The organism is Rhodococcus sp. NPDC127593 (genome assembly GCF_042671975.1).
Taxonomy (GTDB): Bacteria; Actinomycetota; Actinomycetes; order Mycobacteriales; family Mycobacteriaceae; genus Rhodococcus_F.
In genome coordinates this window covers 1-24,426 of sequence record NZ_JBHXWI010000071.1, presented here as the reverse complement: position 1 = coordinate 24,426, position 24,426 = coordinate 1, and the positions used below count along the sequence as shown (strand labels likewise).

The window sequence follows — 24,426 nt, the reverse complement described above, 5'->3', positions numbered from 1 at the left end:
CAACTGCGTGGCGCACAGAGTCCGCCGCACGGCTCTATTGCCGGTGACCAGAATCCGGCAGCCGTCGCACCTTCATCTTCGCGCGGCGAGATCGGCTGTGCTGAGGGAGAACACCGAACCCTCAATCCACGACGAGGAACCGGCGGGTGAGGGGATCGGATGCCGATCACTGCCGCTGCGGGCGATCACCGTCCTCACCGCCCACGTCGGCAACCTCCTCGAATACACCGAAACCCCGGAAGCCGCCCGATACTTCCAAAGCAGAAACAACTGGTCGGTAGGCGCGGCAACCGCGCCGGCAATCGCGCCGATGTGACAGTGCGCCTGCGACTCGTACCGTGTTCCCAACCCGGCCGTTTCCCGGACCCGGCCGCCAACGACCCGTTCGCGCAGCCGCCGCCCGACCAGGGCGGGCACCGGGACCTTGGCGCACGTTCGGCCGGATACGGCGGACACCCCGAGTTATGACGTGATCACGGGAATGGCTTCGCTGTCCCGGCCGCCGCGATCTGGCATTCCTCAGACGCAGGGCACACCAAAATCCTTTTTCCGACTGTGTCATTCACGTAAATGAACCTCATGTACCCGCGGCCTGCGCACACCGCAGGCCGACCTAAGATCGGCGCCGAGGGGTGCAGTCGCCTCCCACATTGCTACCGGAGGTGACCGATGAGCTTTCCCGTCGAGCGTGAGGGTGCCGCTCACACACGGATCGGTGGCCGATGACCGTCGACCTGTCCAAGGCGGCTGCGACACCGTCGCCGAACCTTGCTCCGATCAACCCGTATGCGGTGATCGCTCTCGTCGCCGCACTGCTCGGGTTGTTCCCCGTGGCGATCGTCTTCGGCGTTCTCGCGTTCTGGCGACCGGCCGGGCGGGCCATCGCGGTCGCGGCACTCATCCTGGGGATCCTGGAGGCACTTGCCGCCGGGGTGATTCTGTATTCGGCTGGATCTTCCCTCTCGGACGCGGTCACGGACTCGTCGCCGGGCACCAGTTATTCCCTCCCCTCGGCGCCGGCGCAGGCCCTCACCCCGGCTTCCGCGGTCCCGCCCGCCCTCGTTCCCCCCGCTGCGGCGACCACCAAACCCGAGCCCGAACCCACCACGACCGTCGACGAGCCCGAGCCCACCACATCCCCCACGGTCAACGGGAACTGCGACCCGGACGTCGACAACCACGCCACCTCCGCCGACGGCACCTTCCTCAAATGCACCTACGCCGGATCCACCCGCCCACACTGGGTGAGGTCCGTGCCGATCATCGGCCAAGCCGCCGAAGGCGAGAGCTGCAACCCCGCCGCCACCGGGATCGCGATTTCACCCGAAGGCCAGGATCTGTTCTGCGTCAGCAACGGTCGCACCGGGACCGATACCTGGGCACCCGGCCCCTGACAACACACGGCGCCGGCAGCTGTGCCGAATCACCCCTGGCCGAGCACCAACACCACAACGACAGGAGCCTGCCCGGTGGTCGCAGTCGACGAAACGGATCTCGGCATCGACACGGTCGAACGCACCAACGTGTGCGCGATCGTCGCACTGTTCTGCGCCCTGACGGGCTTGTTCATTCCAGCCTTGGTGTTCGGCGCGATCGGCTACGTCGAGACCGGCGGACGCGAATATGAAACCGGATCCGGTCTCGCCGTTGCCGCTCTGATCCTGGGTGCCATCGAACTCACTGCAGTGGTGCTGACGGGCGTACTGTTCGTTACACTGCGCTGACGGAGCACCAGCCCACTAACTCCGGAAATCTGTATGGCGCCTACGGCTATGGGAGCCGTGCGCCGCCCGCGCCGACGTATTTCAGGTGGTGAACCTCGTCGAGGACCTTGACCACCTCGGCGAAGGTGCCCGGGTCGCTCAGCACATCGTGCGACTCGGCGATGGGAAGTGCGGCCGAGTCGAGGGCTCCGCGGTCCAGCAGCATCAGAGCGAGTTCGGCGAGGTTGTTGCGGCAGCGGTAGATCACCCCGTCCGTGTGCGGGTCGGCGTCGAGGATCTGATGGCAGGTGGTCCGGGACCAGGTGTAGGCGCTGCGGTCACAGCACACCAGGGTCCCCGACAGGTTCAGCGATCGGAGGTCGCCGTCCAGGAGGGAGGCCACGGTGATGTCGCGGCCGAGGACCATCCGGGTGTGTGTCTTGCCCGCGAGCCGCTTCCGGCGCACGATCCCGGACCGAGGAATGGGGATGTCGCGCAGGATGCCTTCCGCGACGGCACCGGCCAGGGACAGTGCCACATACAGGTATCCGCCGTGGGAGTCGTCGATCGGCTCGAACCGCCCCTGCAGCGGGTCGCCGAGCGCACGAATGCCGCTGTTATTGAACGAGTTCGGTGGGTACGGGGACCCGGTACCCGAGATCCGGTGCAATGTGGTGCCCGCCGGGATCCCCCTGGTCTGCGGGGGCCGGCCCGTTGTAGCGTTCACTGCTCACCGGGGTCAGTCCATGCCCATCTGCTCGGCCGCCACCATCAGCTCCACCTCGGGCTCCGTCAACGCGTGCGCGGTCAGGCGGTCCACCGGCCGCTGGTCCCCGATCAGTGGGTTCTCGGTGAACCACCAGTCCAGGGTCCCCCACGGGTCCAGGTCGCATTCCATCAGCCGGTTCGCGTGCTCGGCGACCGGGCGGATCTGTTTGCGCTCGCGGTCGAACTGGAACAGCGGATACCGGTACTGGTTGCCGACCCGCAGCCCGAGGAGTTGATGGGTCTTCCGCTTGGCGTTGGCCAGGGCCCGATTCACATTCCCGGACGGGGAGAGGATCTCCGAGACCTCCGTCGAGGAGATCGTGTCACCCGACAGCGACAGCGGGGACGCGTAGGCGAGGTTGCCGGTCGCGGTCTCCAATTCGACCGTGCCACGCCCATGCGGATCGGTGCCCGCCGTGACGGTCGGGGCCGGATCGGCGACACCCCGTTTGGTGCGCGGTGCCCGATCACCGCCGGCACCCTCGGTCACAGCGCCGCGGGTGGCACGGGGCAGCCGCTGCAACTGGATGGTGACCACGTCGGTGTCGCTGGTGTCGAACAACGCCCGCATCACCACACCACCGGTGTCGGCGAGATCGGCGGCGTCCAACGCGGTGCGGAACGCGTCGGTGAGCCACGACAGCGCCAGCCCCGTCGCACGGAGATCGAACCGAAGCTCGAAGTCCACCTCGATACCGCCGGCCGGCCGCCGCAACACACCCTCGAACGAGGACACCACGCTCGTAATCTCCCGCTGCCACTCCTGCAGACAGCGCCGCACCGACTCCGCGCGACAATTGACGACGCGATGCCCCGCCCCGTACGCGACCACCACACCGACCTGAACTGAGGAGTTCGACTCCGGCTTTCACGTAGGCGCCAGACGGCCACTTATACCGCCATTAGTTTTCACGTGCCGTCGACAGCCCTCACGCTCGACACCGCGTGCCCAGGACCCCACCTTGATCCTTGCCCTGTCGGGGCGATCTGCTGAGATTGCGAGATGACCTCCTTCCCGGACACCGTCAACGACGCACGGAGCGAAACCTCGGTGGCGACCTCGGACCAGGTGGCGCTGAAATCCTTGGCATCGCAATACGACGAAGCCCAGCACAAGACTTACCTGGACCGTCTGGAAAAGGCAGTCGAGGATCCCAAGAACCGCAACATTGCCCTCAGCGGACGGTACGGGACCGGCAAGTCCAGCGTGCTCGACAAGTTCCAGGAGAACCACGAGGACTCGACGCTGCGGCTGGCAGTATCCACCCTCGCGCCCGACACGGTCGGCGTGTCGCTGACCAACCGCATCCAGAAGGAGATACTCAAGCAACTGATCTACAGCGCCCGACCACACACACTCCGCCACTCGCGGTTCAGCCGGAGCGGTCCGCTGCCGATGTGGCGGCCGATCGTTGAGTCCGCCCTCTTCGTCGGCGTGCTCGGGGCGCTGCTGGCGCTGCTCGGGCATCTACCCTCGCAGGTGGCAACCGGACCTGATCACTCCGGTATCGAGCAGGCGGTGGTGTGGGGAGCGCTGGCCGCACTACTCGTCGTCGTGCTTTCGGTTCTGCGGATAGTCACCTACAACCGGTTTACGGTCTCCAACGTGTCCGCGGCGGGCGCGGCCCTGACACTGTCGGCGCCGAACCACACCTACTTCGACGAGCACCTCGATGAGATCGTCTACTTCTTCGACCAGGAATCCACGGACATAGTCCTCTTCGAGGACCTGGACCGCTACAACGACCCCCAGATCTTCGAGGCGCTTCGTGAGCTCAACACCCTCCTCAACAACACCCCGAAACGGCTGAAGAAGATCAAGAAGCATAAGACGCCCCTCCGGTTCATCTACGCAATGCGCGACAGCTTGTTCGAGAAGATCGGCGAGGACACGGCCCTGGAGGGTGATGACGCCGCGCGGGCCGAGACCGTCCGCGCGAACCGGACCAAGTTCTTCGAAATCGTCATCCCAATCGTGCCATTCATCTCACACCGCACTGCCCGCGAGCACCTACATCAGCTCCTGCGGGAGGCGGACGTCACCGGCATCGAGCGTCCGCTGGTCGAAGTCGTCGCCAAACACGCCACCGACAAGCGCCTCCTGCTGAACATGCGCAACGAGTACCTCGTATTTGCCGAACGACTGCTGCAGTCGGACAAGGTCGCGCCCGAGCTGTCTCCCAGTCACCTCTTCGCGCTGGTCGCCTATAAGAACTTCCACCTGGAGGATTTCGAGGACATCTCGCGGCGCTCCAGCGACCTCGACCGCCTGTACGACTATCACCGCGAGCTCGTCGCAACGTCGGTCGCGGACCGCGATCAGACCAAGCGAGACCTGCTGGCAAGGAACGCGCAACCGCCGGCCGTCGACCCGTTCGCAAAGCAGCTGGGCAAACGGCTAATAGGGATCGGGAAGGCCGAACGTGACCGAAACCCGGGGTTGGCGAACTGGGAGCTGAGATTTTCCGTTGGGTCGGACCCATACAACTCTGACCAAGTGACCACACCCGCGTTCTGGGAAGCCGTCGTCACCTCACCCGTAATCACCATCGAAGCGACGCAGAACCCGCAATACAGCAGCCCCAGCCAACTCATCCCGTTGACCCAGAACCATCTTGAGGACCTTTTCCCAGAAGTCCTGCACGGTCGGTGGGAGGCCAGGAATACCGAGGCGTTGCACGAAGAACTTCAGCAGCTCGACCGCGACATCGAAGATCTCCGCGGCGCCGACTTCCGGGACCTGGTCAACGCCGACAAATTCACGATCACCATCCCGGACGAGGACGAGAATCTGACGTTCGGCAAACTCGTGGACAGGATCCTGAAGTCGGACCTGGCACGCGACCTCGTCAAGCGGGGCTTCATCGACAGGAATTTCGCGCTCTATGCCGCGCAATTCTATGGCGACTTCACCGGCATCGACGTGGCAACGTTCATCGTGCAGACCGTCCAGACCAACAGCATGGACATCAACTACCAATTCACCAGCCCCGGCGCCTTCACAAACCTGCTGGCCGAAGCCGACGAGGACTTCACCCGCACCCTCAGCGCCTACAACGTTCAGCTGGTCGACTACCTTCTCGCCGAGGACGTCGCACGTGCGGACCAGGTCGTGAACCACCTGACCTCGCACTTTGGGAGCGAATCGGAACAGTTCCTGGCGGCCTTCTTCACCTCGAACGTACAGCGGCCCCGCCTGGCGGCGCGGCTAAGCCATCAACCGTGGCGGGACGTGTTCACCTACCTTGTCTCCAACGAGGGCGTGCCCACCGATGTACGTACTGCACTCGTCGACGCCGCACTCATAGCCGCCGACCCAAACGGCCCCTACGACCTCAGGTCCGACGTCTGCGACTTCGTGGTCTCGCACTACAAGCAGATGCCCGCCTTTACTGAGCCCCACCCCAGGCACGATCTTGACACGGTCGTGACCGTGCTGCAACGCGCTAAGGTGCTTCTGCCCAGCCTCAACGGTGTCTACGAAGAGCTGCGGACACTCCTCGTGGACAACAACCTGTACGAGCTGACTGCCGATAACCTGCGCACGGCGCTCAACATCGACGGCCAGGTAACGCTGGACAGCATGCGCGGCCACGACACGATCTATCGGTACTGCTTGTCCAACCTCGGTACCTACCTCGACGCCGTCGAAGCCGACGACGACACCGACTACTCGACGCTGACCGCCCCGACACTCGTCGACGCACTTCAGGCCGCGGAATCGGACGGCGAGACCCTCAAGCGCCTCACCGCGACCGCGTCACCCAACAGCTCGCTGTCGCATCTGACCGACGCACCACCCTCGACCTGGCCGGCACTGGCCTCAGCCAAACTGTTCCGTGCGTCTCTGGCCAATCTCGACGCGTACAGGGTCGAGGTCGGAGACATCGACGAGAGCCTTGGTGAGCTCCTGCTCGACGCCGCCGTCATCCACACCGACGATGAGACGAATGAGCCCCACGATGAGGAGGCTGCGGCAAAGGCCGCCGTAGCCGTGCTCAATGCCCGGCGTGGCATACCACGCCCTGAGGACCGGGTCCTGCTTGTACGGAGCCTCGGACTCGACGGGCGACTCCCGGCCACGCAGATCACACCTGAGGAAAGCAACCTATTCGCGCTCCTCCTCAAGGACGAATTGGTTCCCGACGACGCAGCCACCTTCACACACCTCCGCCAGGGCGGGTGGGCTGCCCTCGGACCCGCCATTATCGCCTCGAACGAAGTCGAGAACTTCCTTATCCCCAACCTGGTCGACGGGATGGTCGCCTACCTGTTTGAGGATCCCGAGACGAGCAACAAGGTCGGCCAGCAGATACTCAGGACCCTGGCGGACTTCATTCCGACCGACGACGGCACGGCTCTGGCTGCTGCAGCCAAGTTCGCTGCCCGAAACGACATTGCCCTGCCAGTAAACGAAATCCGCCGGGTCGCCACGACGGGCAAGGACGCGAACCTCACCGTCCGGCTGATCCAAATCGCTGCGCTCGTCGCGACCGACATCGTGACTGTGCTGAACGAGCTGGGCGGCAAGTACAGTTACCTGACCAGCTGGGAGCGCGCCGAGTTCGAGGTCCCGTACGACGACGCCCACAAGGCGGTGTTCAAGATCGCGAAAGACGCGAACCTGTGCAAGACCAGCAAGAAGCCGCGCGAGGACGTGCTCGTGGTCAAACGACCGTAGCTACCGGACTCACCCAAGACGGTGGTCAATAACCCAGTGCGTGCCGAGATGATCGCACAAACTCATAGTGTCAACGCCTATAAAGCGGCTCAAGAACTTCGCGACCGAGATCGGGCGAAGCGAAGACGTGGGAAGCGCTGGCCGGTGCCTGCTCCGTGTATGCACCGTATGACGGCGAGACCGTCAAGATCGACGCGTTGTTCGGTAACGGCAGGGACCGACCGAGTGCTCATCCCCGTTGTCGCTGCGGACTGAACGACAACTACTAGGCCGGGATGTCCTCGTGGACGTACGCAAACCCGGCTGCCGCCCGAATCACCTGCGAGTAGCCGAAGTAGAGGTGAACCAGTCCCAACATGCTCAAGACGAAGTCATGTTCCGCATGCGCGTGCAGGGGCACCCTGAACATCGCGGACAGCTCGAACCGGCGCGCGACGGCCCCCCAGCCCGGCCATTCCGCTCAGCGGCGAAGCGCGGCCGCGGAAATAGGTAGCCCCGCCGCCGCGAGGCGGTCGCACACGTCGGCCGGGGTCCCGGGTGGATTGCGCCAGGCCGCCGCCGTCGCGCTGATCGCTTGATGGACCCGTACCCCGTCGAGGTGGAACAGATCCATCACGAACTCGTCCGGATGCTTGGCCTCGACGCCGAACTGCGCCAGCTCGGAGTCGGGGAAGTCCCGCAGGTTCGCGGTGACGATGACCTGGGCGCCGGCGGATCGCCGCGGCCAGCACATGCCGGTCGTCCTCATCCGGCAGCGTGAGTGCGGGGATGAGTGTCTCGTATCCGGTGACCAGGCAGTCCGGTACCGCCCTGTTCATCAGCTCCCGTAGCTTCGTCAACGTCGCTGTCGGGATGTCCGGGCGATCCTCGGCCAGGTTCTCGAATGTCTCGTCGAGGATGCGATCCGTCCACCGGGCATGCACCAGGCCGGTCTGCGCGAGCCGGATCAGCACATCTCGTAACACATTCGGGTACAGTACATTCGCGTCGTAGAGCACGGTGAAGGTCACGTCAGTACAGCCCGAGGTCTTCCGTCAGGGCCGCCAGCTCGTCCGCGGCGGCGCGCGAGGACCCCAACTGCGTCCGCTGATACGCGAGCAGTGAGGATGCGAGGATGCGGCGATGGCGGCCGACCATTCGGTACTTGATGTGCCCCTCGTCGAGGAGCTTGATTACATGCGGGCGCGAGACGTTGAGCATCTGCGCGGCCTGCTGGGTCGTCAGCTCCGCGTGCGCTGGGACGACGGTGACCCCCTGCCCCGCGGCCATATTGGCCAGGACCTCGCGGATCAGGTCGAGCGCCGCACGAGGAAGATGCACCGACTCCGACGTGCCGGCCACGGTCACATCGAGGGTCTCGCCCGCCGGATCGACGTCACGAAGCAACTGCAGGGCCTGCCGGGCCTGCTCCTGCTCGACAACGGTCGGCTGATCATGTGCTGCGGACACCACGCCACCTCCTAAACGAAATATACGCAACAAACGAAACAACCGCAACGACGGCTCGGCCCGTGCGGCGGCCTTCGCCGTCTGTCGGTCACTCAGCGGATACCAAACGTCCTGTTTGCCTGATTTCATGCCGGAATGAAGAAGACAACCCTGGGGATGGCAGCGCTGGCCATCTCCGCACTCATCAGCGGCTGCGGTGGCGGCACGCAGTCCAGCACCACCTCGACCACCACCACGCCCTCGGTGGCCCGGCTGGTCGACGCATCGAGCGCGCGACCCACGACCACTTCGAGCGCGGCGCCCGCCACGACCACCGCAGCCCTGCCGGTGACCACGACGGCGGCTGTCGCCCCGCCCGTCGCCCCGATCGCGCCCACGACAACCGTCGCCGTTGCTCCCCCGCCAGCCCCCGCCGCGATCCCGGCAAACCCCCCGGCGCCGATCCACACCGCCCCGCAATCATCTGTCAGCTTCGCGTCCTGCGCCGACGCAAAAGCAGCCGGCGCCGCGCCGATCTACCAAGGCGAACCCGGCTACTCGACCAAGCTCGACCGGGACAAGGACGGTATCGCCTGCGACAAGTGATGCGGCGGAACATCGTCGACGCCATGCAGTAGTCGACGGTGCGGGTCACAGGGGGCACAGGGTTTGCCGGGTCCGGTTCCAGAACGCAAACAACTCGGGGCTGCCGGCGTCCGGGTGTTGCCGTTGCGCCTGTTCGACGAATTCGAGGACCGTCTTTCCGGTGGTGTGCGACAGTGCGCAGGCGTCCAGACTCAGCTTCGCCGACGCCACGAACCCGATCCGCTCGGCGTACGGTCCCAGGACCCCGGAATCGACGAACGGGCCGAGACCTGGCCCCCACCGGTTGAAGGCGGACTGCAACCCGAAATCACAGGACTGCCCGAATAATTCACTGCACGTCGTCCGTCCGCCGTGGACCATGACCGCCGTATCGGGCAGCGGGCGCGGCGGCTCGGGCGCATCCGGTCGCGACGCGACCGCCCACACCACCAGCACCGCGGCGCCGACCACCAGGCACACCAGCACCGCCCTCAGGACCTGCTTCATCGCTCACCCACCTCGTCACACATCTTCATTGCACCACTCCCGCCCTCCGGCCCGCTGAAACACGGCTGGACGGCAACGAGAAGGCCAGAACGCGAGCGCCGTCGTGGGTCATCGGTGGGTGGCTCCTCATAGAGGCCGCTACAACCGTGCGCGGCCGGCACCTCAGATGCGAGGCCCCGCCACCGGTCCGCACCGGCGGGAGTCAATTCCGCTTCCGCGGCGACCGATCGAGACTGTGGAGCTCCTCGAGAACGCGTCGACGGCGGTGGTCGGGATCCGGAAGTCTGTGCCCTCCGAGGCCCGGAGTCGATCGCGGACGTAGGCGAGCAGGGCGAGCTCCCGCTCGACGTCGGCTGCGGTTCGATCGCTCGCTCGCGGTCTTAGCATCCCACCCCAGCGGACTGCGGGCAGAAATATGCTTCCCGGGTGGCGCCGAGAGAACGCCGACAACGCAGCATTCGCCGGCCACCACTCCGCCCTTGCGGGACATGGTGTCACTCCAGTCGACACCCATTGCATATCGAGCGAATGACACCAAGTTTCGGGCGGGCGGCGCACCCGGAGACGATCCGCCCGGGCCAGGTGCCGGCTCGACCAGTGTCGCAAGGGGATCGTGGGGAGAGTGCCATCCTCTCACCGGGCGGTCAGTGGCCCGCCCGCGGCGCGCCAGTGGACGAGACCACCGCTCATGTTGACCGCGTCGAAGCCGTTCTCCACCAGTAGGTTCGCAGCACCGGCTGAGCGGATTCCGCCGGTGCAGAAGGTGATGAGCAGGCGGTCGCCAGGGAACGCCAGGCACCGATCGAGCAACACTTCGAGTGGCGAGTGCATGGCGCCGGGGATGTGTACCCGGTTCCACTCGAACTGGCGGCGGACATCGACAACGAGGGCGCCGTCGTCGACGAGGCGGACCGCCAGCGGTCGGCGCAGATAATGCCGAAGATTCATGCGCTGCGCGCCTCCCGTTGGAGGTTGACCATCGTGAGGGGGCCGCTGAGCACGGGCAGGAGCGCACCAATGCGGGTCCGGGTGGTCAGGCCGCGACCGAGCATTGCCGTGACGGCGACAGTCAGGTAGAGCGCACCATGGATCGGGCCGAGGACCCGGGCGAGCGTGCCGTCGTGCACGGTGGCGAGGTTGATCAGCAGCGCCAGACACTGACAGCCTCGAGCGCCGAGAGCACAGCCAGGGTGCGCAGCACCCCGGTCATACGTAGCTCGATCCGGGCCGCACGATCATCAGCACGACGACGACCACCCACAGCAGGTTGAACAGGCCGGTCACCATGCGAAGGCGCCGGAGTTGGGCTCCATCATCGGGTGCGGTGAGCGCCTGTTGTTGGAGCGGGACGATCTGCAGGGCGAGCAGTCCCCCGGCGGTCGCGGTGAGCACCATCGCGACCACGACCCAGACCTCGCTCGTGCGGCCCTGTACGGAAGCGAGGACGAGGCCGACGACCGGGACCGCGATCGCCAGGACGCCGTATATACGGGTGATCCGGTGCAGCACCCGGGCGGTGTCAATGCTCGGCTCGTCCCCACGCGCACCGCCCGCAGTGGCGGTCACCGGTGCGTACCGGGGAAACAGGCTGGTGGCCACCGCGACCGGACCCACGAAGAGGATGCCGGCCACGACATGGAGGGAGAGCAACAACAATTCCATGACCTTCAGCCTAACTGAAGGTTGGCGGGTGAGGTGTCAGTCTGTCGCCGACATCACCCGCAACATGTGCGCCCGCAGCGCCTCGGTCAGCTCGGGATGCTGCGCGGCGAACTCGTCATCGAGACGGGCAACTACCTCGGCCGCGCGAGCCAGCAGTGATTCGCCCGCCGCCGTGATCCGCAGGGTCGAGGCGGCCCCGGCGTGCGCGGTCGAGTCGTCGACCAACCCGGCCTCGACGAACGCCGCGACCGCCGTGTGGGCGCTCTGCACGGTGATGCGGGAACGCCGAGCGAGCTCACTGAACGAGATGCCCGGCGTCCCGCGGATGTGCCCCAACAGCCCGTACTTGCGGGTGGTCAACCCGAGCGGCTTCAAACCGTCGGTGAATGCGGCCTCCCACACCCGGCTCACCGTGAGCAGCGTGACCGTAGGACTGAAAGGCGGAGGCTGCGACATGGGAGCAGGCTACCCACACCGCACCACCACAGCTCGATTGTCGGCGAACCGTCGATTCCCCCCTCAGAGTTCACGCCGAGAGAAGCCGAAGTCCACCCCCGGCCCTGACCAGCCTCGCCGGTGCCGGCGAAGACCCGACGCCGGCACCGCCGACGCGGACAACCGCCACCGCACGGCGCCGAAGATCATGGTCCCGCAGGCTCATAGCCTCCCTGGCAGGATGGCCACGCTTTGGAACAGGGCAATGTTGCGACTCACGCGACCGGCGCCGCTACCTGAGCATCACGGAAGGCTCGCTCGAGGTCGGCCGAAATCCGCCGCGGGACGACACCTCGTGACCCTCGCTGATCGCCCACTCACGAATCTCCTTCGGCGACGTCTTCACCGGAGCCTCACTCCCCACTTCCCTCGTCACCGAGGCCCATATTGATCCAGTTGCGCAGGGTCGGCTCGGAGATCCCGAAGCCGTTCCCCGAAGAGTTTCCGCCACGACGTGGTCGCCGCAAGCGCGAAGCCCCGCTGAACCAGTGCAGCCCCCTTCGATCATTTGTCATCATGCAATCTATCCGGTGGGGATTTCGCAGATTTGCGACGTCAATTCGGAATGTAGATGCTGACAATCTCTGCAATACAAACCGGCTTGTCGGCATTCTCGCGTTCGATCGTGACGGCCGTGACAACCTGGACGCCCGAGGGAACGGTTTCAACGTTTGCTATTTCCACCGCGGCCCGAATCCGTGAGCCGACGGGGGCGGGTGCCGGGAATCGGACCTTGTTCGACCCGTAGTTGATTCCCATTCGGACGCCGTCGACGGCGTAGACCTCCCATACAAGCATCGGGATCATCGAGGTCAGCAGATGTCCGTGGGCGATGGTGGCGCCGAACGGTCCGTCAGCAGCCCGTGAGGGATCGACGTGAATCCACTGGTGGTCACCCGTCGAGTCAGCGAACGTGTCGATTTTCTCCTGGGTGAGGGTGTGCCATGACGAGTAGCCGATCCGGGTGTTCGCCACGGCGTGTAGTTCGTCGATTCCGTTGAGTGTCTTCATACCTTGGGCCCTCCGGCGATGTAGAGAACCTGCCCGGAGATGAATCCGGCTCCCTCACTCGCAAGGAAGGAGATCGCGTGTGCGATGTCGTCGGGGACCCCAACTCGGGCGACGGGGATGTCGGCGGCCGCCCTCTTCTTGAGATCGTCGAATATCATTCCCACGGCTGTCATCTCGGTCTCGATGAAACCGGGAGCAACGGCGTTGGCGGTGACGCCGAATTTGCCGAGTTCGAGGGCGAGAGTTTTGGTGAAACCTTGGAGCCCGGCTTTGGCTGCGGCGTAGTTTGCTTGACCGCGGTTTCCGAGCGCCGACACGCTCGAGAGGTTGATGATTCGTCCGAAACCAGCCTGGGTCATGTGTCCCTGGACCTCTCTCGTCATCAGGAACGAGCCACGCAAGTGGACGTTCATGACGGTATCCCAGTCGGTGGCCGACATTTTGAACAGAAGATTGTCGCGGGTGACGCCGGCGTTGTTGACCAGAACGACCGGTGCTCCGAGCTCCGTTGTGATCTTATCCACTGCTTTCTCGACACCAGTTCCGTTGGAGACGTCTGCGCCGACAGCAAGTGCGGTGCCTCCGGCCTGGGTGATCGTGTCGACCACATTTTGGGCGGCGGCCTCATCGAGGTCGAGGACGGCGACAGCGTGGCCGTCTGCTGCGAGCCGCTGTGCGACGGCGGCGCCGATTCCCCGTGCGGCGCCGGTGACGATTGCGGTACGGCGGTGTTCGGGATGAGGTGATGCGTTCACGAGATGGGGTACCTCTCAAGGATTGGATCGATGTGACGTCGGGTCAGGAAAGGTGTTCGAGGATCAGTGCCATGCCCTGTCCTCCGCCTACGCGCAGGGTTTCGAGGCCGAACTGCTTGTCGTGCGTCTGCAGTGAGTTGATGAGGGTGCTGGTGATCCGCGCACCGGTCATGCCGAACGGGTGGCCGATGGCGATGGCCCACCGCTGACGTTCAGTCACTGTTCGCCGACACCGAGCATGATGTCGGCGATGTCGCTTGGATCGAGTGCGGGTACTTTCGCCAACGCGGCCGTGACCATCTGGACGGTGAGGTCATCGGGCCGGATGTCCTTCAACGAGCTCTTGATCGCTCTACCGATCGGCGAACGTGCGGTGGCGACGATGACGGCTTCAGGCATGGGGTGTTCCTCGAATCGGTGCTTGCTGTGTGGAAGAAGGTGCAGGTGGTGGTTCTCATTCAGCTGGCGCAGCCGGCGATCCCGCCGTCGAGCGGAATGATGGTGCCGGTCAGATAAGAGCCCGCACGGGAGGCCAGGAATCGGACCGTGCCGATCAGGTCGTCGGTTTGTCCGTAGCGGCCCAGCGGAACGCGCTCGAGGAGTTCTGCCTCGACCTCTGGATCCGCCGCGACGTGTCCGAGCATGTCCGTCAGGATCGGGCCGGGGGCGATCGCGTTGACGGTGATGCCGTCGGACGCCAGTTGCTTGGCCAAATGGCGGGTGAGCGTGTGCAGCCCGGCTTTGCTCGCACTGTAGGAGTAGTTCTCCCAGCTCGGTGTAGTCAAGGCATCCACGCTGCCGATGTTGATGACATGAGCGGGCCGGTCGGGACGTGCTGCATTGCGCAGAAGCGGAAGCGTTCCCGTGATGAGGTAGAACGGAGCGACAAGGTTGATGTTGAGCACCTTCGTCCAACCGATGAGGGGAAACTCTTCAAGTGGCGCACCCCAGGTGGCCCCGGCATTGTTCACCAGGATGTCGATGCTTGTCAGGTGCTCGCCGAGCCAGTCGACCAGACCGGTCACCCCGTCGGCCGACGACAGGTCACTGGCGACGGGGGTGCAGCGTCCTGCCGTTCCCGCAGCGTCTGCCTCGGCATTGATGGCTTCGGCCGTCGCGCGGCACTGTTCTTCCTTTCGGCTGGTGATGACGACGTGGGCACCGCCCTGTACCAGGCCGCGGGCAATCATGGCGCCGATCCCTCGTGAGCCACCGGTTACGACGGCGGTCCTCCCGGCGACAGAGAAGAGGCTGTCGGGCGCCGGTCGCCCTTCGGAGGTGGTTGCACTATTCATGCCAACTACGCTAGGACCGCATTGGCGTTATCTCTCGGGGGGCAGCGCACTTCGCTTGTATCGCGCGCAGCAGACATGAGCAGACCCGCGGGCAAGCCCGGTCGTCGAGCGGGCCCGCGGGTCTGCTGATTCAGTCGTTTGCGGATGCCGCAGAACGTGTGTCGGACGGGCGCTCACCGAAGGCCCGCCGGTACGCATTACTGAAGGTGCTGAGGTCGCCGAATCCTGAGGAGTATGCCACCTGAGTCACGCTCTGGTGGCTCCAGCCACGGTCCTGAAGACGCAACCGGGCCAACGCCAGACGCTCCTCTCGGATGAGGTCCGACGGCGTTGTCCCAATCCGCTGCAATTGGGCCTGAACGTGCCGGAGCGACCAGCCGAGGCGCGTCGCGACCACGGCTCCTGTGAGGTTCGGGTCGTGCGCATTCTCTCGAACAAAGCGTCGGATCGCGGTGACCAACCCTTCCTGAACATCGATGGAGGGGGCGGCCGTGTCTGCGTTGTAGGCGAGCGCCACGAGATCGACGATTCGGTCGGCGATCGCGTCGAACTGACTACCGGTGAGCTCGTGCCGCTCCCTGCGCAGACTACTGACCACGTCGACAACGATGCGTCCCAGTCCAGATGTCGCATCGAGGACGGTGCCTACGTGCGGCAATGTCGGTACCCGCGCCTCGATCCGGTCACGTGGAATCACGAATGCAACGGAGGAGAAGCCGTCACCATGGCGCAGAACAGTCGCGGTGTCCAGCGACGTGAGAGCCATGACCGCCGGTGTGATCGTCGCTTCACGACGATCCTGCTCAAGGATCACTTCACCCCGGACCGGTAGGAGCAGTTCGTAGGCGCCATGTGGATGTCGACGGATGTCGGCTGCCGTGCGAGAGAGGACCTCCGCTTCACCCCACCAACGAACTAGCTGGTACGTGTCCGAATATTGATGCTGAAGGGTTCCCTGGTAGCTGTCCGCAAGGGAGAAGGCCATCGGACAGTGGATCGACGAGACCTGATCGCGCCACCAATCACCGCGCTCACGCTGGTCGTGCTCGTCGCTGCGCAACGTATCGACGGAATACAAGGCCACCACACCTTCTCACACCGCTATGCCGAAACTGCGACTCGTGCCACAGTCGACGCTAGCGCGCGCCGGCGCCCACGCCAACGGCGTGATCATCGCAGAGCCCGCTTGAGGAGCTTTCCTGTCGCGTTCATCGGCAAGGTATCCCTGAACTCCACCAGGCGCGGGTACTTGTAAGCGGCGAACCGTTCCCGTGACCAGCCGATCAGGTCTTCCTCCTTCAACTCCGATCCAGGCTCGCGGATGACGAAGGCTTTCACTTCCTCACCGATTCGCTCATCGGGGATTCCGACGACGGCCACGAGGCTGACCTCTGGATGGCCGATGATCACCTCCTCGAGCTCGCGCGGATAGACGTTGAAGCCTCCCCGCACGATCAAGTCTTTGGCGCGATCGACGATGAAGTAGTAGCCGTCCTCGTCTCGCGTTGCGATATCGCCCGTGCGGAACCAGCCGTCGCGGATCACTTCCTTTGTCGCCTCGGGCCGCCCCAGGTATCCCTTCATCACGTTGTATCCACGTACGGCGAGTTCTCCTGGCTCCCCGGCGGGGACCTCGTTCCAGTGCTCGTCGATCAGCTTCACCTCTACCCCCCAGATCGGTTTGCCGATCGATCCCGACCGGTTCGGTTGGTCGAGCGGGTTGAACGTGACGGTCGGGCTGGTTTCGGAGAGTCCGTAGCCTTCCCGGATCCCGACACCGAAGACATCCCTGAACCGCTCCAGCACATCGACGGGCATGGCAGCTGCGCCGGAAAGCGCGATTCGCAGGAGACCGGCGAGGTCAACGTCTATTCCGTCAGCGGCCTTGTTGAGCAGAGCCCAGTACATCGTCGGGACACCGGCGAAGACCGTCACCCGGTGCTGCGTGATCAACGCCAGGGCCTCAGCTGCGTCGAATCGTGGCAGCAGGACCAGGGTGGCGCCCATGGCGAAACCGGCGTTCAGCTGTACGGTCTGTGCGAACGAGTGGAAGAGCGGAAGAGTGACCAGGTGTACGTCGTCGGCTCGGGCGTCGAGCAGTTGGTTATGCCCGATGGCGTTGAGGACCATGTTGGCGTGGGTGAGCTCCGCCCCTTTCGGCTTGCCGGTCGTCCCGCTCGTGTACAGGACCACCGCTGTGTCCGTTGCCTCGGTCACCTGCAGGACCTCTTCCACTGGGTGTTCGGCCAATGCGTCGGCCAAGGTTGTTCCCACGCCTGGCTCATCGAGCAAAGCGGGGCCAAGGGGGACCAGATGCTCGCAGGATTCGACGTCCTGGAATCCGCGCCACGCCTCGTCGTCGAGCCCCGGCACGGTACAGAAGTATGCCGTCGCGCCCGAGTCACGGAGGTGGTAGGCAACCTCCTCCCGCTTGAGCATCGTGTTGAGCGGCACGACGGCTCCACCGGCCTTGAGGATGCCGAAGTAGACGATCGGAAACTCGACAACATTCGCGATCGTCAGGGCAACGCGGTCGCCTGGACGCAACCCCAGTGAGAGAAGAAAATGGGCAACACTGTTGGCAGCCGCATCGATCTCACCGAAGGTGAGGGTTCGGTCACCTTCGATGACAGCGGTTCTGCCGGGAGTGCGTCGAGCAGTGTCGGCAAGCATGGTGGCCAGGTTGAGCATGATCCTGCTTTCAGATGATGACGGTGTGAATGTGGATTGCCGACTCAGGACCAATCCCAGTCGTATTCAGCTCCCACCCGCTTCGCCAACGGCTTGAACATGCGCTCTTCGTACGTCGCCATCGTGTCGAGGCCGGGAATGGGCGCGAGGTTCAGGATCTCCGCAAGCCGCTCGACGTCGAGTTCAGGTTTCGGCAAGCCCGCAGCAATCGCGAACCTCTGTAGCTGGTTGGTGAAGCTCTCACTACACGGCGGCTTCCCGAAGTTCACCGGATGCTTCATCGCCTCGTCGAGGGTGACAAACTCCACGCCACGCTCGAGGAATGCCTCGAGGATCGGAGCGAGGGTGTCACGAGAGATCGTGGTGCCGTGTACGAGCCAGATCAGGGGCGCGTCGGCACCGAACAGGGTGTGCGCGGTGTCCGCGTGCTTGTAGAGCATGTCAACCGCGGTCGACACGTGCAGGTCGCGTACCTGCTTCTGCACGTCCTTGTCGCCTAGGGTCATCGCGCGGAAGTACGGCATGATGAACGCGAAATCACTGAACCAACTGGTGATCGGGGCAGTGCGGTAGCCGAGATCTGCGATGTAATTCTCGACTTCCCCTCGACGTCGTTCGGATCCTGATGACATGTCCATGGGGTACCGGAAGTACTTCGACGGTGCGGCGTCGATCAGATGACCGATGTACTTCTCGGCCGTCTCAAAATCGCATCGGAATGCCGCGTCGGGCATCCAGCGCAGTGGAGCGTGCTGGTGCGTGTGGTTGCCCAGGTGATGGCCCGCTTCGGCCCACGCCTCGAAGGCCTCGATTTGCTCTGGCTCGTTCTCGAGCCGGTATGTGTGAGAGAAGCCGTAGGTCCCCTTGAGTCCGTAGTCGTTCAGCGTTTTCGCCACAGACCGCGTGATGTCAGTGGGAGTCGTGTCGTCCGGCATGGGAACGCCGTCCCACAGGACGAAGTCATCGATCGTGACCGCAATCTCGAGAGGTCGGTCGGCGCGTGTGTCATTCATTGCGTTGACTCCGGATCTTCCAGGAGGGCTCCTCGGCACGAAGCCCATTTCCCACCGACCCTATGAAGTGATGGACATCACGTCTTGGCTGTTTGCGCGCACCGGCTTTTATCAGGCGCACCGTATTCGGCATTGAGATGCGCGCTGTGCGTGCTCTTCGAATCCCGTGCGCATAGGGCCAAGTTTCGCCTCGTCATGACTTCTACCGTCGTTGGTGACGAAGGAGTAGCACACCGTGAATTCATCACAACAGATCGTCCTGGCGCAGCGCCCCCACGGGCACGTGAGCGTGGAGGACTTCCGCGTGGAGGACGTCGCCCTGCCCGAACTCGAGGCTGGCGACGTCGCACTCGAGACGCTCTTCATCTCGATCGATCCGGCCATCAGGGGCTGGCTCGACGACCGACCGAGTTATCTTCCGCCAGTCGCACTCGGAGAGCCGGTTCGCGCTTTCGGTCTGGCACGCGTGACGGCCTCACGCAACAGCAACTTCACCGTGGGCGACATCGTTCGTGGCTTCGTCGGCTGGCAACGGCGCCAGATCGTCAGCTCGCCCGGTACCGACTGGGATCGCATCGCACCACGCGAGGACGTTCCCTTGGAGCATTACCTTGGCGTCCTCGGGATGACGGGCCTGACCGCGTGGGCCGGAGTGTGCGACATCCTGCGGCCGGAGCCAGGGCACACCGTCTTGATCTCCGGTGCCTCTGGCGCAGTCGGAAGCGTGGCTGTCCAGCTCGCGAAGCAGGTGGGCGCACAGGTTGTCGGCGTCGCAGGAGGCGCCGAGAAGTGCTCGATGGTGGCCCGACTGGGCGCCGACGCCGTCGTCGACCGCAAGGCCCCCGATTGGAAGGACCAGCTCGAGGCGGCCACACCGGACGGCATCGACCGCCTCTTCGAAAACTCGGGGGGCCCGATGTTCGAGGCGTCGATCGCCCGGCTGAACAACCACGCACACATCGCGTTGTGCGGCCTGATCGATGGCTACAACTTGACCGAACGCCCCTCCGGCCCAAACAATTTCGGACAGCTCCTCACCAAGCGTATCCTCACACAAGGATTCGTCGTGCTCGACTACATGGACCGCGCAGCAGAGGTTGAAGCCACGCTCGGCGAGCTCATCAGTTCCGGACAGTTGGAGGCCGTGCAATCGGTATTGCCCGGATTCGAGCAGCTGCCGGCCGCCTTCGTGGACTCGTTCTCCCACGGCCAACCAGGCAAGCTCATCATCGATCTGACTGCGTAGCCCGTCGATTGCGCCGAGATCGCCGCCTACTTCGACCAGGTCTTCGCCGCGGTTACCGACTTCGCCTTCGAGATGGTCTCGATCGCCGAGTCCGGCCACGACGTCTTGGCCCACTGGCACCTGACCGGACGGCACGTCGGCACCTTCGTCGGCATCGCCGCCACCGGGCGGCGAATCGAGTTCGAGGGATTCGACCACTTCGTCATCGAGGACGGGAAGGTCGTCACCAACACGGTGCGCTACGACCAAATGGAGTTCGCCCGCCAGATCAAGCTGCTACCGCCCGACGGATCGATTGCGGATCGCAAGTTAAAGGCCGCCTTCAACGCCACAACGCGTGTAATGGGCATCGTTCGCCGTCGCTAGCTCGCGATCACAGGTGATTACCGGCGCAAGTTCTCGACGTACGGCAGATCATCGTTCGCGGACCCTGCAACGCGCGTCGAGAATCAAAGTCGGAAAACCCTAGGCCACTACTCACAGCTAGATCGGTGGAGCGGGTGTCCTCGCTCGGATACGGGCGGGCACGGGGCCGCCGGCAACCATGGTGAACGGCGTAATGAGAGGGAAGTCGGCACTGAGGGACTCGGTCTGGACTGTTCGGAGGATGCTGGCCAAGGCCAATGTCGCTTCGAGCATGGCGAAATGATCCCCGATACAGGTGCGCGGACCGGCTCCGAACGGCAGGTACTGCCACCTGGTGCGCCCCGCCGATCGGTCCGGACTGAATCGCCCCGGGTCGAACCGACCAGGGGCGCCCCACAGTGTCGGGTCGTGATGGAGCGCATAGATCCCGACGATCACGTTCGTGCCGGCAGGAATTCGGTAGCCGTCGACGGCGACATCGCGCATGGCCCTGCGACCGACCGCGGCCGCGGGTGGACAGGCCCGCAGTGCTTCATGGACCACTTGGACTGTGTAGCGGAGGTGGGCCACGTCGTCCACGTGCAGTGGGTGATCGCCGAGTGCGGCGGCCTCCGCCGCCACGCGGTCTTGGATCGCGTGATCGCGTCCGAGGGCCCAGAGGCTGTATGCCAATGTGGTCGCAGTGGTGTCGTGTCCGGCAAAGAGGAACGCCCACAGCTCCTGGCGGATCGCCCGGTCGGTGAATGGCTTCCCGGTCTGGGGGTCGGTCGTATCGAAGAAGAGTCTGATCAGCTCGGCACCCCGCCCGGGTTCGTCGTGGGCGGCCGTGATCGCTTCATCGATCACCGTGTCGACGACGTTCTTCGCGGTACGAAACCGGTGTCGTGCGGGTGTCGGCAGCCAGGCCGGTGCGCGGACAGGCTGCAGCGCGCGATGCGACACGAACCGGGCGGCACGATTGAGCGGTGGTCCGAGTACCTCGGCCTGCGCGCCGAGGTCGAGCCCGAACAGTGACTGCCCGAGCACCCGCAAGGTCAGTCGCCGGGTTTCCCTGTCGAGGTCGACCTGGCCCGAGCTGACCCACGTCGCCGCCAGAGTCTGCGCGACACCCGCCATGCAGCCGGCATAGATCGCCACGTGTTTCTTGGTGAACAGCGGCTGTAAGGTTCGGCGTCGGCTCAGCCACGGCCCGTGCGTGATGTTGAAGAGGTTGTCGCCGGACCACTTCCGTGATTCGGCATGGACGGTCAATTCCTTGTCGAATGCGCCGTCGGAGCCGCCAAGGACGTCGTGAGCACCTTGCGGCGAGGTGACGATCGCGAATGGTGGCACCAGTCGCTTCGGTCCGAGCGCGACGATCGTGACCGGTCCGCCCGCGTCCCGGATGTCCTCGAGACCGGTGTGAAACTTGTTCAGGGCCTTGACCCGCGCGGTCAGCGGCATCGGCACGTCGGGTGCTACCGGGTACTCTTGCGCCTCTTCGCTGGTCCTGGCCACGACTTCAAGTCTGACACTCGGCCTGGCGCGAACGCTAGACCAGCGAGGGGACGCCCGTGTTGGAGGATTCGGACACCCCGCCGACCGTGTTCGTCCCAGAGTCGACATGCGAGAGCTCGGCAGGAAACGACCCCGTATGCCGAGCGCTGATGACCGGGCGTTCCGAAACGGCCCCGTGACCGGAAGCCCGTGAACTGCGCGTTGCCGTTTCCCCGTCCGAAACGACCGACTCGCGGAACTGCGCGGGAGTCCTCCGCGCCGCAGTCATTTGAATCGGATATGGGTGTTCCCCACTTCAACAGAGAGCGAGTGACGATGTCCCATCAATCGTTACCGGCCCTCGCCGGAGTTGAGCACCGGTTCGTCGACGTGGGTGGCAGTGTCACGATTCATGACACGACTTCTCTCGTTACTGTGGGATTCCTGTACGCGTCCGATCAGCTGCTCCATTTGCGGCCACCGAACCGCAGATCGGCTGCGATCATTTCTGCTGGGGCTCGCCTGGGGGCACAGATCTGGCCGGTCGTCCTGCCGGGACGATAGCGGCAACCTCTGACGGGATCGGTGCTCGCTGAAAATTTCCCGGGCGGGGCGCTTTTGGGATTATCGTCGATACCCGATGGGGACCATACTGCAGACGGTCGGCGACGCCCTCCTCACCGCGATCGGTGAACACCGGGACGGGGCGCGAGAGGCGGCTGCCGAGTGCGCGGCGGCGCTGCGCGTGCGGGACTGGGAAGGTGACGACGTGCTCGCCGACCAACTCGAGGCCGCGCTGGGAACGTCCCCGACCCCGTTGCTCCGACCGCTCGCGGTCGACCTCGACGAACTCTCCTCGCTGCTCGAAGGCGACCCCGTCTACGGTGGCGGCCGCATCGACCTGCGGACCGGCGACACCTGGCCGGCGATGATCGCGGACGACCTCTTCGCCAACGACGATCCCGACCACTGGTTGTCCGTGTACTGCGAAGGATCGCGAGCGGGCTACCGCGACATGGAATCGTTCATCGACTCGGTCACCGACCCCGACCTCGCCGACCGGCTGACCATCGCGATCACCGGGCGCGGCGCGTTCCGCCGGTTCAAGGACGTGCTCGCCCCGACCCCCGACGAGTTTCACCGATATCGGTTGTTCTCGGAGGAGCGCAGTCGTGGACGTGCACGCCAATGGCTGGCGGATCAGGGCTACCGGCCAAGCCCCCGTCCGTAACAAGTCTTGGGCTGGTGGCACGGACAGTGCGCCCACCGGCGCCTACCGACTGGGCGTCGACCGCGCGTCCGCAACTCGTCTGCCCTACTCGGGGGATCCTCGGCCAGCCCTGTGCTGGTCTAGGCGACCTGGAAGACGCCGAACCCGGAGCTGACGGGGACATGATCACCCGAACGCTGGGTGGATGCCACGACGTCGGCGGTCGCGGTGACGATGCCGCCGCCGGTGGACACCGTCGCAGGGATATACCGGCACCCCTCGTCCGGTGCCTGGGCCCGGCTGTAATCGGGCGGCACGCTTCGGATCTCGGTCGTGCCGATCTCGCCGGTGGTCTGGTTTCTCCAGTTCACCGTCACGTCGATGCAGTCGATTCGCGTGATGAAGATGGTCGACGGCGGCCCCGTCGTGAACGCCACCACCCCGGGCGCACCCGCCGTTGCCGACCGAGATGACCGCCACCGTCGGCACGTAACACCGGAATCCCACGCCGCACCCCGAACGGAACGTCACCGGGACCGCAAACGCCGTGGTCGATGCTATAGGGACCGGCGGTGGAAGCGGGATCGCTGCCACGGACGAACCGAACAGAAGACTTGAGATGGCCACGGACGCCACGGCCCCCACGGCGAAGGAACGGCGAACCGCTAGAGCGCGCAACGGCGACCTTCCAGCTCGGGGCCCGGATACCACCTATTTTCAGTCCACCACACCCGCCTGTCCGCTTGCCTGAATCCGCATCTGTCCGACGAACCCTGGTGGCGCGGACCGCACACCTGCGACGTCCCCGGTCATGGTCAACCGCCCACCGCATCTGGCGAGAATAAGACTCGGGTACCCCGATTCGCCCGGGGCCAGCGAGACCGAGGTCGAGTGCCTGCCCCGGGAGGAGTTGGCGTCGAAGGCCCTCCGCCGCAACCGGTAAGCGTCGAGGTCGACGAGTCCGCCGAACGCACGACCCGGACGAGCCGTGATCGATGATCCTTGTGGAGAAAATGTGCTGATAGTCGAGTACCTTCTGCAACGTGCTCGTCACCGATCTGCGTCATTTTCTCGATCTGCCCGACGAGGTCCCCGGCCCTGCCCGCCGTCTCGCCGAGCAGCTGTATGACCTGGTTCGCGCCGCCACCGCCGGTGACATCGGTGTCGCCTGGGTGAGCGCGTTGCCGTGTCGGCGACGTCCCGGTAACCGCCGCTGCGCCGGCCGGATGCTCATTCTGCGCGCCGAGACCGAAGGTCCCATCGCCTGGGAATGCAGCAGCTGCGGCGAAGAAGGACTAATCAGCGACTGGGAGGACTCACCGTTCGACCTCCGCCGCCGCCGACCCACGGAAACCGCCCCTGTGCACCACCTCCGCCTCCCGGATGAGGTGGCGGCGACACTGCGCAGCATCATGGTGCTCGACACCGACTGCGAACGGGTCGTCTTCGCCGCGTATGCCGACGGCGACGACATCATCCTGCCGATCCGCGACGACGACCTCGACGAGCTGATCGGGTACGTGGCATCCGAGAG

The 24,426-nt window shown here is 64.8% G+C and carries 26 protein-coding genes and 3 pseudogenes; 9 read left to right on the top strand and 20 right to left on the bottom strand.

Annotation, left to right across the window (positions count from 1 at the left end; translation table 11 throughout):
* Positions 1-7: 7 nt before the first annotated feature.
* The 3 genes from ACFVJ3_RS41830 to ACFVJ3_RS41820 all read left to right on the top strand — a co-directional run bounded on the left by ACFVJ3_RS41830 (position 8) and on the right by ACFVJ3_RS41820 (position 1,724).
* Positions 8-316: a hypothetical protein gene (locus ACFVJ3_RS41830; RefSeq protein ID WP_378457660.1), complete on the top strand. Its 309-nt coding sequence runs from the start codon at positions 8-10 to the stop codon at positions 314-316.
* Between the two features lie 406 nt (positions 317-722).
* Positions 723-1,394 carry a hypothetical protein gene (locus ACFVJ3_RS41825; protein ID WP_378457659.1) on the top strand — a complete coding sequence of 224 codons (672 nt, stop codon included), beginning with the start codon at positions 723-725 and terminating at the stop codon, positions 1,392-1,394.
* 75 nt (positions 1,395-1,469) lie between these two features.
* Complete coding sequence (locus ACFVJ3_RS41820) at positions 1,470-1,724, top strand: hypothetical protein (protein ID WP_378457658.1); 255 nt, start codon at positions 1,470-1,472, stop codon at positions 1,722-1,724.
* A gap of 46 nt (positions 1,725-1,770) precedes the next feature.
* Here the strand turns inward: ACFVJ3_RS41820 and ACFVJ3_RS41815 are convergent, their stop codons facing one another.
* Positions 1,771-2,430: an RES family NAD+ phosphorylase gene (locus tag ACFVJ3_RS41815; RefSeq protein WP_378457657.1), complete on the bottom strand. Its 660-nt coding sequence runs from the start codon at positions 2,428-2,430 to the stop codon at positions 1,771-1,773.
* Between the two features lie 12 nt (positions 2,431-2,442).
* Positions 2,443-3,210 (bottom strand): hypothetical protein, encoded by a 768-nt coding sequence (locus ACFVJ3_RS41810; RefSeq protein ID WP_378457656.1) that lies wholly within the window; start codon positions 3,208-3,210, stop codon positions 2,443-2,445.
* Positions 3,211-3,474: 264 nt separating this feature from the next.
* On the opposite strand from ACFVJ3_RS41810, the gene ACFVJ3_RS41805 reads away from it, so the two are divergent.
* On the top strand, positions 3,475-7,152 hold the full coding sequence (locus tag ACFVJ3_RS41805) for a hypothetical protein (protein WP_378457655.1): 3,678 nt from the start codon (positions 3,475-3,477) through the stop codon (positions 7,150-7,152).
* 460 nt (positions 7,153-7,612) lie between these two features.
* On the opposite strand, the gene ACFVJ3_RS41800 is transcribed toward ACFVJ3_RS41805, so the two are convergent.
* On the bottom strand, positions 7,613-7,885 hold the full coding sequence (locus tag ACFVJ3_RS41800; RefSeq protein WP_378457654.1) for a hypothetical protein: 273 nt from the start codon (positions 7,883-7,885) through the stop codon (positions 7,613-7,615).
* A gap of 278 nt (positions 7,886-8,163) precedes the next feature.
* Positions 8,164-8,601, bottom strand: a complete 438-nt coding sequence (locus ACFVJ3_RS41795) for a helix-turn-helix domain-containing protein (protein ID WP_378457653.1) — start codon at positions 8,599-8,601, stop codon at positions 8,164-8,166.
* A gap of 135 nt (positions 8,602-8,736) precedes the next feature.
* Between ACFVJ3_RS41795 and ACFVJ3_RS41790 the strand changes: the two genes are divergently transcribed.
* Positions 8,737-9,186, top strand: coding sequence for an excalibur calcium-binding domain-containing protein (locus ACFVJ3_RS41790; RefSeq protein WP_378457652.1), 450 nt, complete (start codon positions 8,737-8,739; stop codon positions 9,184-9,186).
* Positions 9,187-9,231: 45 nt separating this feature from the next.
* Here the strand turns inward: ACFVJ3_RS41790 and ACFVJ3_RS41785 are convergent, their stop codons facing one another.
* The 14 genes and pseudogenes from ACFVJ3_RS41785 to ACFVJ3_RS41720 all read right to left on the bottom strand — a co-directional run bounded on the left by ACFVJ3_RS41785 (position 9,232) and on the right by ACFVJ3_RS41720 (position 18,594).
* Positions 9,232-9,672 carry a hypothetical protein gene (locus ACFVJ3_RS41785; protein ID WP_378457651.1) on the bottom strand — a complete coding sequence of 147 codons (441 nt, stop codon included), beginning with the start codon at positions 9,670-9,672 and terminating at the stop codon, positions 9,232-9,234.
* A 202-nt stretch (positions 9,673-9,874) separates the two neighbouring features.
* A pseudogene (locus tag ACFVJ3_RS41780) lies at positions 9,875-10,059 on the bottom strand (hypothetical protein).
* 246 nt (positions 10,060-10,305) lie between these two features.
* A complete protein-coding gene (locus tag ACFVJ3_RS41775) occupies positions 10,306-10,620 on the bottom strand; it encodes a rhodanese-like domain-containing protein (RefSeq protein WP_378457650.1) in 315 nt (104 codons plus the stop codon).
* Positions 10,617-10,799 carry a hypothetical protein gene (locus ACFVJ3_RS41770; RefSeq protein ID WP_378457649.1) on the bottom strand — a complete coding sequence of 61 codons (183 nt, stop codon included), beginning with the start codon at positions 10,797-10,799 and terminating at the stop codon, positions 10,617-10,619. The genes ACFVJ3_RS41775 and ACFVJ3_RS41770 overlap by 4 nt, the downstream gene beginning before the upstream one ends.
* 79 nt (positions 10,800-10,878) lie before the next feature.
* A complete protein-coding gene (locus ACFVJ3_RS41765) occupies positions 10,879-11,334 on the bottom strand; it encodes a hypothetical protein (protein ID WP_378457648.1) in 456 nt (151 codons plus the stop codon).
* Between the two features lie 36 nt (positions 11,335-11,370).
* Positions 11,371-11,790 (bottom strand): MarR family winged helix-turn-helix transcriptional regulator, encoded by a 420-nt coding sequence (locus ACFVJ3_RS41760; protein ID WP_378457647.1) that lies wholly within the window; start codon positions 11,788-11,790, stop codon positions 11,371-11,373.
* 594 nt (positions 11,791-12,384) lie between these two features.
* Positions 12,385-12,840 carry a MaoC family dehydratase gene (locus ACFVJ3_RS41755; RefSeq protein ID WP_378457646.1) on the bottom strand — a complete coding sequence of 152 codons (456 nt, stop codon included), beginning with the start codon at positions 12,838-12,840 and terminating at the stop codon, positions 12,385-12,387.
* Positions 12,837-13,595: a 3-oxoacyl-ACP reductase FabG gene (gene fabG / locus ACFVJ3_RS41750; RefSeq protein WP_378457645.1), complete on the bottom strand. Its 759-nt coding sequence runs from the start codon at positions 13,593-13,595 to the stop codon at positions 12,837-12,839. Before fabG ends, ACFVJ3_RS41755 begins: the two co-directional genes overlap by 4 nt.
* Before the next feature lie 43 nt (positions 13,596-13,638).
* Positions 13,639-13,811 (bottom strand): annotated as a pseudogene (locus tag ACFVJ3_RS41745) (acetyl-CoA C-acyltransferase); the annotation flags it as partial.
* Positions 13,812-13,817: 6 nt separating this feature from the next.
* Positions 13,818-13,994 (bottom strand): annotated as a pseudogene (locus ACFVJ3_RS41740) (acetyl-CoA C-acyltransferase); the annotation flags it as partial.
* 59 nt (positions 13,995-14,053) lie between these two features.
* Complete coding sequence (locus tag ACFVJ3_RS41735; protein WP_378457644.1) at positions 14,054-14,890, bottom strand: SDR family oxidoreductase; 837 nt, start codon at positions 14,888-14,890, stop codon at positions 14,054-14,056.
* Between the two features lie 130 nt (positions 14,891-15,020).
* Positions 15,021-15,977: an AraC family transcriptional regulator gene (locus ACFVJ3_RS41730; RefSeq protein ID WP_378457643.1), complete on the bottom strand. Its 957-nt coding sequence runs from the start codon at positions 15,975-15,977 to the stop codon at positions 15,021-15,023.
* Positions 15,978-16,060: 83 nt separating this feature from the next.
* Positions 16,061-17,581, bottom strand: coding sequence for a long-chain fatty acid--CoA ligase (locus ACFVJ3_RS41725; RefSeq protein ID WP_378457642.1), 1,521 nt, complete (start codon positions 17,579-17,581; stop codon positions 16,061-16,063).
* Positions 17,582-17,625: 44 nt separating this feature from the next.
* Positions 17,626-18,594: a polysaccharide deacetylase family protein gene (locus tag ACFVJ3_RS41720; protein ID WP_378457641.1), complete on the bottom strand. Its 969-nt coding sequence runs from the start codon at positions 18,592-18,594 to the stop codon at positions 17,626-17,628.
* Between the two features lie 235 nt (positions 18,595-18,829).
* Between ACFVJ3_RS41720 and ACFVJ3_RS41715 the strand changes: the two genes are divergently transcribed.
* Both ACFVJ3_RS41715 and ACFVJ3_RS41710 read left to right on the top strand, forming a co-directional pair.
* Positions 18,830-19,840, top strand: a complete 1,011-nt coding sequence (locus tag ACFVJ3_RS41715; protein WP_378457640.1) for an NADP-dependent oxidoreductase — start codon at positions 18,830-18,832, stop codon at positions 19,838-19,840.
* 18 nt (positions 19,841-19,858) lie between these two features.
* Positions 19,859-20,206, top strand: coding sequence for an ester cyclase (locus tag ACFVJ3_RS41710; RefSeq protein ID WP_378457680.1), 348 nt, complete (start codon positions 19,859-19,861; stop codon positions 20,204-20,206).
* A gap of 117 nt (positions 20,207-20,323) precedes the next feature.
* On the opposite strand, the gene ACFVJ3_RS41705 is transcribed toward ACFVJ3_RS41710, so the two are convergent.
* The gene (locus tag ACFVJ3_RS41705) at positions 20,324-21,649 is read right to left on the bottom strand and encodes a cytochrome P450 (protein ID WP_378457679.1); all 1,326 of its coding nucleotides are present in this window, start codon (positions 21,647-21,649) and stop codon (positions 20,324-20,326) included.
* Between the two features lie 673 nt (positions 21,650-22,322).
* On the opposite strand from ACFVJ3_RS41705, the gene ACFVJ3_RS41700 reads away from it, so the two are divergent.
* Positions 22,323-22,913, top strand: coding sequence for a UPF0158 family protein (locus ACFVJ3_RS41700; RefSeq protein WP_378457639.1), 591 nt, complete (start codon positions 22,323-22,325; stop codon positions 22,911-22,913).
* 119 nt (positions 22,914-23,032) lie between these two features.
* Here ACFVJ3_RS41700 and ACFVJ3_RS41695 read toward each other — a convergent pair whose 3' ends face one another.
* Positions 23,033-23,329 (bottom strand): hypothetical protein, encoded by a 297-nt coding sequence (locus ACFVJ3_RS41695; protein WP_378457638.1) that lies wholly within the window; start codon positions 23,327-23,329, stop codon positions 23,033-23,035.
* Between the two features lie 606 nt (positions 23,330-23,935).
* On the opposite strand from ACFVJ3_RS41695, the gene ACFVJ3_RS41690 reads away from it, so the two are divergent.
* Positions 23,936-24,426, top strand: a 491-nt coding sequence (locus ACFVJ3_RS41690) for a hypothetical protein (RefSeq protein ID WP_378457637.1), incomplete at its 3' end; no start/stop codon positions are given.